The organism is Alphaproteobacteria bacterium (genome assembly GCA_018667735.1).
Classification (GTDB): domain Bacteria; phylum Pseudomonadota; class Alphaproteobacteria; order Rickettsiales; family JABIRX01; genus JABIRX01.
This window is the reverse complement of the sequence record JABIRX010000038.1, coordinates 46,607-54,541: the sequence shown is the minus strand read 5'-3', so window position 1 is coordinate 54,541 and position 7,935 is coordinate 46,607. Positions and strand designations below refer to the sequence as shown.

Sequence of the window (7,935 nt, the reverse complement as noted above, 5' to 3'; positions counted from 1 at the left end):
GTAAGTTTTTGAATAATCTTAATAAAAAATAACTTTTGTGTGATGTTTGAGTTATGGTAATTTCGTTTATCTAAGTAACCTTTGATGAGAGTTTGTTGTGCAACTTTATTTTTTTTGTGGAGTAATTTTTGCAATAGTGCAATTAATATATCTTCATGTGGCTCATTTTGTAAAATTTCTAAAAGAAGATTTTGTTGGTTATAATATGTACTTTTATCATTTTGATATTTGATAAAAATATAATCATTTAATATTTCTATTAAATGGCGCCATATCACAATATTTTCAATTAATATATCTGAATTGTTAATTTTTAAATAATCTTGACTGGGCAGCTTATTATAAAAATCTATTATGCTGCTGTTAATAACTGCTAAATCTGTTAGAGCGTTATAACTAATATTGTCTATTTCTGTTTTAGTGAATTTTTGCTCTTTTAGAGGGATTAAATGATTCGTGGTTTGTCTATTAAAATTTACGTTAAAAAAAATAATAGTTAGGCCAATAAATAAAAAAATTGTTAAAAATATGAATGCTTTATTTTTTATCATTTGATTAAGGTATAACTTAAATATGAATAATAAAGAAAAAAAGAAACTAATAAGTCTCTTTTTTTCTTTGATTTAAGTACATACTATAAAACTAATTATGTGTAGTTGTAGAATATGCTGCTGTAAGTACTACAGAAGCAGTATAAGCTGTACCATTTTCTGCACTTGTTGGCAAAGTAGAATCTACTGAAATAGAGTTACAGCCATTTAATGTCAAAGCAGTGTTTAATGTAAAGGGATCAACACCATTTGATGCAAAAATTAAATCGCGATTAGGGATTGAGCACGACATACTCCTATCTGCATCACTGCTTAGAGTGATGTTTAAGGTTTGAGCTATACTATCTCCTCCAACTGCATTTTCTATAGTTAAATCTTCAATACTAATGGAAATTGCTGTTACAAAATCAATGGTGCTGTCAAAGCTATCAGTTCCAGAATATGTTCCTGCATAAGAAGTTCCTGATATTAGCGCTAATAGCACAGAGTTTAAAAATAATTTATTCATATTAACCTATTTTATCTATGAATTGTTGTTGCATATGCAACGCTAAGTGTAGCTGATGCCGAATAATTTGCGTTATTATCAGCATTTGGTAAAGTGCCACTTATTGATAATTTGCTGCAAGTGTTATTAATTGAAAGTGAATCAGATATTGTGAAATTTGGTACATCAATCGCATCATCACTAGAGAAATATAAATCTGCGGTATCTAAACCACAAAATAAATTTCTATTTGGATCTTTAGCTGGTATTGAAATATCATTTTCATAATCTAAAATATCACCTTGTACTGCATTATTTATAGCTAAGTCCTCTATGGTAACAACCAAGGTTGAGACAAAAGTAACTGTAGCATCTAAATCATCAGTTTTTGTATAATCACCTGCTATTGCATTTATATTAAAAAGCATAACTAACGCTGAAGAAAAAAGTAATTTTTTCATCTAATACCTATATAATTTAGTTATTTTAATTATGTGTAGTGGTTGAATATGCTGCTGTTAAAGTAACGCTTGCACTATATGCAACACCATTATCTGCATCTGGTATAGTACCAGCTACATCCATTGTTCCACAGTTTGTATCGCTGTTTAAAGTTAATGCCCCAGATATAGTAAAATCATCTGAGCCTTCTGCTGAGAACACTAAATCAGAGCTATCAAGGCTACAACTAACATTTCTGTCAGTATCTCTAGTCAAGGTTATAGTTTGTGTTGAATCGATAGTATCTCCTGACACTGCATTATTAATTGTTAAATCTGAGATTGACACAGATACTGCCGTTACAAAATCTATTGATGCATTAAATGTATCACTAGCTGAGTAGGTACCAGCTTGGGCACTAAACGAAATTAGCGTTGCAATCGCTGTGGTTGTTAAAAGTTTTCTCATCATCTTACCTTTGAAATATTATACTATGTTAATACATAGCTATAATTTAATAGTAACATAAATTAAGAGATAGTGCAAATAGCATGTAAGAATAGGATAAAGCTGGATGTTACTTTTTTTATTAGCCAAAGTAACCAAATAAATTGGATAATTTTTCCTTCAGCTTATTATCCGTTATTTCTTCTAGCTGTTCTTGCTTATCCTTACTAAGTTCATGATGTTGGTAAAGTTTTTTGGCTTTTTTAGCTGGTTTAGGAGGAGGAGTGATTTGCAGGGCTAATTTAAATTTCAATTTATGAATATGCTCGCTCCCAAAATATTGATTAATTAAACAGATTATATGGTCTTTATTATATTCTAATTCAAAAATCAAAGCCTCATCTTCAACTTCTAAAATCAATATATTTATATTTTGTTGTTTTAGTATATTAATAGGGGTGCAGATGTTACTATAATCTTTTACTATATCTTGCCATAAAGAAATTAATTTGAATATATGAAAACCTTTATATTTAAAAAATTTTTTGGTAGTATCAGCTAAAATAAATTCTAGTTTCTTTTCATGATTTAAGCGTTTTTTCATATGTTAAAATTAATTATCACCAAGTTTTGGCCAATTTTGATACCTGTTACAATTTATATTTTATGGCATATATTTATTTTTAAACGAGTAAAAGATAAAGATGAAGCAAAAAGAAAATTAGCCTATTATTATCTAACAGTAGGGGGGTTATGTGCTACAATAATATCGATATTGTTAATATTCTACACTGAATCTGGCCAGCAGGGGCGTTATGATTATGTTCCCGCAAAAACTATAAATGGAAAAATAATACCTGCGAAAATTAAGTAAAGATGAACAAAATATTAGCTTTGCCACATATACAAAAATTTGCGCAGATTTTTGCTCATGAAATTGAAAATTTTCGTATAGTTGGTGGTGCAGTTAGGGATGATTTATTAAAACAGCAAATAAAAGATATCGATATTGCAACCAAATTTACAGTAGAGGAGCTAATTGAATTATGTCTAGAAAAACAACTTAAATTTAAACCAACTGGCCTTAAATATGGTACAATTACCCTGTTTTTAACAGGTGAAATTATAGAAATAACTAGTTTGCGTAGTGACATAAAAACAGATGGTAGGCATTGTGAAATAGCATATGCCTCAGATTTTGCCCTAGACGCTAAAAGAAGAGATTTTACCATTAACGCTTTATATTTGGATTTTAAGGGTAAAATTTATGATTATTTTGATGGTAGGGCCGATCTCAGGCAAAAGAAATTAATTTTTATTGGAGATGTAGATGCAAGGATTAGAGAAGATTATTTACGTATCCTAAGGTTATTTCGTTTTAAAGCAAATTTAGAAAATTTTTCTATATCGGCAACTACCTTAAGAAAATGCGCACATCACAAAGATAAATTATGCAAATTATCAGCAGAAAGAATTTTAAGTGAATTGACAAAATTACTAAATGGAGCAAATTATGCGGACAGCCTAGCTTTAATGTCAGAATATCAAATTTGTGATTTTGTTTTTAATTATAACAATCTAGATAAAATCAGGTATTTTAATGAGGTTAATCCTGAAAACAGCAACATAAATGTTTTTTTATATAACTTATCTTCTGATAAACCTTTGGATAATTTAGTAAAAACCTTAAAAATATCTAAAACACAATATAAAGAGATATTATTTTTAGAAAATAATCATGAACAATATAATTCTTTTGCCCCTACAGAATTAACCAAAATAATCTTTTTGCATGGAAGAGATAATTGTAAAAATCTCTATTTAAATTACATTTTACAAAACTCGCTTAGAGTTGATAAAATTATTCTAGCTAATATTGCTAATATTGAAATACCAGTTTTTTCTGTAACAGGCCATGATTTGCAAAATAGGGGTTATAATAAAGGAAAAATTCTAGGGGCTAAACTGTCAGAGCTTAAGAATAGATGGTTGGATAGTGACTTTGCGTTGAGTAAAACCCAGTTGCTACACTTAATATCAAATTAACTTTCAGATAATTTTCTTGCCTGATCATCAGCAATTAATGGTTCAATTAAAAAATCTAACTCACCTTGTTCTACAATTTCAACTATTTTATATAAAGTTAAGTTAATACGGTGATCAGTTACTCTGCTTTGGGGGTAATTGTAAGTTCTAATTCTTTCTGATCTGTCTCCTGAGCCAACTTGACTTTTTCTTGCACTTGCTCTTTCTGAGTCTGCGATCTGTCTTTCATGGTCATATAATCTAGATCTAAGAATCTTCATCGCTTTTTCTTTGTTTTTATGCTGCGATTTTTCATCTTGTTGTTGTACAGTGATACCAGTAGGTAAATGTACTATTCTTACGGCTGAATCTGTGGTGTTCACTGACTGTCCTCCTGGGCCACTTGCTCTGAAAATATCAACACGCAAATCTTTTTCATTTATTTTAATATCAATATCTTCTGCTTCTGGTAATACTGCAACAGTTGCAGCTGAGGTGTGAATTCTGCCACTAGATTCTGTTTCAGGAACTCTTTGCACACGATGCACGCCAGATTCAAATTTCATACGAGCAAATACAGCTTTACCAGAAATAGAAGCTGTTGCTTCTTTTATGCCACCAATACCCGTATCTGATATAGCTAAAACTTCAAATTTCCAGCCTCTTTCTTCTGCATATCTTTGGTACATTCTAAGTAAATTACTGCCAAATAACGCAGCTTCATCTCCACCTGTGCCAGCTCTTATTTCTAATATGGCGTTTTTTTCATCAGCTTTATCTTTAGGCAAAAGCAGAACTTTAATTTTGTCTTCCAGATTTACAATATTTTTCTTTAAATCAATAACTTCTGCTTCAGCCAAAAGTTTCATTTCCTCATCTATTTCTTCCTCTGAGATGAGTTCATTTGCTTCAATTAAATCTTTTTCTAATTTAAGATATTCTATTGCTACTTCAACTATGGGACCTAACTCAGAAAATTCTTTGGATAATTCAATAAATTCATTTTGCTCTAATTGCTGAGCCCCACTCAACTTATTTTGTATATCTTTGTGCTTTGCTACTAATTTGGTTAATTTATCTTGAAAGCTCATTATGTATTATGAATATAATTTTATTTAATCTGGTGGCGCATCATATAAGGCATCTGTGCTAAAGTAAATGTTATTGTAATTGGCAACATACCAAATACTTTAAAATTTACCCAAAAATTTTCACTGAAATTTCGCCAAACTATTTCATTTATTAAAGCTATAAATAGAAAAAATAACCCCCATCTAAGTGTTAGCACTAACCAATTGTGATCATCCATTTTGAAAGCCTGTTCTAAGATAAGTTTTATTAGTGGTTTTTTGCAAAAATAGGCAGTGATTAAAATCAAACCAAATAAAATATTTAAAATTGTAGGTTTTATTTTTATAAAAATAGGGTTGTCCAAATACCAAGTTAAAAAGCCAAAAACTCCAACAAGCAAAGCTGAAATTAAAGGCATATAAACAATTTTTTTGCTGTAAAACAGAATTGTACCAAAAGAAATAAAGCTGGTAATGGTTAAAATTATAGTAGCAGTAATAATATCAGTTAATTGATATGCTACAAAAAAAACTATTAATGGAAAAAATTCTAAGGCCTGTTTCAATTTTTAAAAGCTGTTAAGTTTATTAATTCATAGTTAGCTGTAATCTTTTTAGCTAATTTGCTTAAGTTTATATAATTTTCTTTAATTAGAGCAAGTCTTTTTATCGACATTAATCTATTAGTTTTGCTATTTAGAATATTACCTTCACCCATATTTTTGATGTCTAGTAATAATTTATTAACATGCTCATAAATTATTTCGACATCATCACTATCAGCAATAACCATGTGATAACCAGCTCTTTGCAATAATTGTCCTGCCATTTTAACCTCTAGCATTGGGGCGACCTTTGGACTGGAAGAGCCTAAAAGCGCGTCAGCTTCTAGACAAGCATGGCGTAACTTACTTAAGCTACTGCCGCCAATTAACGAAGCAAGAAATAAACCTTTATCCTTTAGAGTTTTTCTAATTTGAATTAAAGTACCAACTAAATCATTAACATTATGTAAATTTAGGACTGAGCATACTAAATCAAAACTTTGCTCTTTAAAAGGTAAGAGTTCTTCGTCACAAACTATTTTGTGTGGATGAGCTGATAAAGCTAAAAATTCTGCAGAAAAACTAGTTTCAGTAATTTTTGCTTGAGGATATTGAGTTTGCAAGAACTCAGTTAAAAGAGGTGATTTGGCACCTAAATACAGAATATTCTCAAAATGTAATGATGTTTGCTTTAATTTATCTATGAGTAGATTCGCAGCATAATCGCTTAGAAAACTATTTTCTTTAATTATGCTGGCATTTTTAGCATAAGTTTTTTTGAGTAATTCACGCTTAAATATCATGCCATTTGCCATTAGCATCTTGTTGCCAATAGGTGGTTTTTAAATCGTTGTTTTTTAACTCTCTAAATAAACTGATGAAATCTTCACTTTTTTCTCCACTAAACATAAAAATTTGACTTGAAAAACTGGCTTTGAAATTTTCGTTTTTAGCTATTTTGGTGCTAACTAGGATCTCGGCTGCATTTTCATTATCTTCTATATTGGTCAAAAATAATGGTTTAATATGTTCTTTGCTATTATTTTTAGTGCCATGTGGTAAGAATTTATTGCTGGAAAAGCTCCATAATAATCTGTCAAAACTATTTATTTGAGTTTCGTCATTTAGCAGCAATAATATGGGCTTACGCATATTACTATAAATTTTATAGAGTAACTGAGGTAAGGCTTTTTCAATTGTTACTTGAGATAATTCATAAAATCTGGTTTCACTCATAATTTTAATATTTCCTTGTAAAGATTTATAGTTGCTTCTTGCATTTTGCAAATAGAAAAATTTTTGCTAACATGCTCTTTAGCATCATTTTCTATGATGTTTAATTGTTTTTTTGGTAGCTTTAACACATAATCTATTTTTTCTGCAAGCTCATTATTACTATTTGCTGCAAATAAGAAGCCAGTTTTATTGTCTAATATGGTTTCCGTAGCGCCACCATGTTTGGTAGCAAGCACAATTTTACCCATTGCACCTGCTTCTACTATTGTGCGCCCAAAAGCTTCTGGCCTTAGGCTTGCTGAAATTACTATATCAGCACAATGATATAAATTAACTAAATCTCTTATAGCCGGCATAAAGGTAATGTTTTCGCTTAAGCTATGCTGATTAATGAAATCGGTTAATTTCTTTTTATAGTTAGAGTGAACATCCACATCACCTACAATTATAGCATGGTAATTTGTTGCTGATATTTTAGTTAAGGCTTGCAAAAAAAACAACTGGCCTTTCCATTCTGTAATTCTGCCAGGCAAAATTATAAGTTTTTTATCTTTAGGTATGTTATATTTAGTTAAATATGTAGAGATTTGTGGGTAATCAACATTTTGTTCATTAAACTCGGATAAATCTACGCCTCTATGAATGGTCAGCAATTTTTTGTTATCAGTAAAATTATAATTAGTTTTAATATGATTTTTTATAAAGTTAGAAACTGTAATAATTTTCTCACCCTTTAGCATTATGCTATTATATGTTTTTTTTAATTTGCTTTTACCTGAATATACACCATGAAAAGTGGTGATAAATTTAGTCTTACTATTTTTGCAGGCAAAATAGGCGCTCAGAGCAGGAACTCTTGATCTAGCATGCACAAGGTCTATATGGTGTTCTTTGATAATTTGTTTAATTTTATAAGCATTAAATAAAATCTTAACAGGGTTTTTACTAGCTACATCAAGCTGAATATGTTGGGTATTTGTATTTTTTAATTGCGCAACCATTTTACCTCCAGCAGAGATAACATAGCTTTTAAAGCCACTTTTTGTAATTGCACTAGCCATTTCAATAGTGCCTCTTTCTACGCCACCAGAATTTAATTTTGGTAGAATTTGTAAAATACTTGTCATAACATA

The 7,935-nt window shown here is 30.0% G+C and carries 12 protein-coding genes; 2 read left to right on the top strand and 10 right to left on the bottom strand.

The annotated features are described in order from the left end of the window. The 5 genes from HOH73_04055 to HOH73_04035 all read right to left on the bottom strand — a co-directional run. Nucleotides 1–551 (bottom strand): hypothetical protein (locus HOH73_04055; protein ID MBT5828032.1); only part of this gene is annotated, 551 nt, incomplete at its 3' end. 91 nt (nucleotides 552–642) lie between these two features. Beyond that, nucleotides 643–1,059, bottom strand: coding sequence for a hypothetical protein (locus HOH73_04050; GenBank protein MBT5828031.1), 417 nt, complete (start codon nucleotides 1,057–1,059; stop codon nucleotides 643–645). A gap of 11 nt (nucleotides 1,060–1,070) precedes the next feature. Continuing rightward, complete coding sequence (locus tag HOH73_04045) at nucleotides 1,071–1,499, bottom strand: hypothetical protein (GenBank protein MBT5828030.1); 429 nt, start codon at nucleotides 1,497–1,499, stop codon at nucleotides 1,071–1,073. Nucleotides 1,500–1,524: 25 nt separating this feature from the next. Next, nucleotides 1,525–1,950, bottom strand: coding sequence for a hypothetical protein (locus HOH73_04040; GenBank protein ID MBT5828029.1), 426 nt, complete (start codon nucleotides 1,948–1,950; stop codon nucleotides 1,525–1,527). Between the two features lie 118 nt (nucleotides 1,951–2,068). Further along, the gene (locus HOH73_04035) at nucleotides 2,069–2,530 is read right to left on the bottom strand and encodes a DUF721 domain-containing protein (protein ID MBT5828028.1); all 462 of its coding nucleotides are present in this window, start codon (nucleotides 2,528–2,530) and stop codon (nucleotides 2,069–2,071) included. On the opposite strand from HOH73_04035, the gene HOH73_04030 reads away from it, so the two are divergent. Both HOH73_04030 and HOH73_04025 read left to right on the top strand, forming a co-directional pair. After that, nucleotides 2,531–2,800 (top strand): hypothetical protein, encoded by a 270-nt coding sequence (locus tag HOH73_04030; protein ID MBT5828027.1) that lies wholly within the window; start codon nucleotides 2,531–2,533, stop codon nucleotides 2,798–2,800. It abuts the gene before it with no gap. 2 nt (nucleotides 2,801–2,802) lie between these two features. Next, nucleotides 2,803–3,972, top strand: coding sequence for a CCA tRNA nucleotidyltransferase (locus HOH73_04025; protein MBT5828026.1), 1,170 nt, complete (start codon nucleotides 2,803–2,805; stop codon nucleotides 3,970–3,972). Here the strand turns inward: HOH73_04025 and prfA are convergent. The 5 genes from prfA to HOH73_04000 are packed head-to-tail and all read right to left on the bottom strand — an operon-like array spanning nucleotide 3,969 to nucleotide 7,929. Then, a complete protein-coding gene (gene prfA / locus HOH73_04020; GenBank protein MBT5828025.1) occupies nucleotides 3,969–5,042 on the bottom strand; it encodes a peptide chain release factor 1 in 1,074 nt (357 codons plus the stop codon). The two genes, HOH73_04025 and prfA, sit on opposite strands and share 4 nt — an antisense overlap. Before the next feature lie 20 nt (nucleotides 5,043–5,062). Further along, entirely contained in the window at nucleotides 5,063–5,587 is a 525-nt protein-coding gene (locus tag HOH73_04015; protein MBT5828024.1) for a septation protein A, read from the bottom strand. Continuing rightward, on the bottom strand, nucleotides 5,584–6,369 hold the full coding sequence (locus tag HOH73_04010; protein ID MBT5828023.1) for a methyltransferase domain-containing protein: 786 nt from the start codon (nucleotides 6,367–6,369) through the stop codon (nucleotides 5,584–5,586). Before HOH73_04010 ends, HOH73_04015 begins: the two co-directional genes overlap by 4 nt. Further along, entirely contained in the window at nucleotides 6,359–6,802 is a 444-nt protein-coding gene (locus tag HOH73_04005) for a hypothetical protein (protein MBT5828022.1), read from the bottom strand. The genes HOH73_04010 and HOH73_04005 overlap by 11 nt, the downstream gene beginning before the upstream one ends. Further along, on the bottom strand, nucleotides 6,799–7,929 hold the full coding sequence (locus tag HOH73_04000) for a glycosyltransferase family 4 protein (protein ID MBT5828021.1): 1,131 nt from the start codon (nucleotides 7,927–7,929) through the stop codon (nucleotides 6,799–6,801). The genes HOH73_04005 and HOH73_04000 overlap by 4 nt, the downstream gene beginning before the upstream one ends. Nucleotides 7,930–7,935 lie beyond the last annotated feature (6 nt).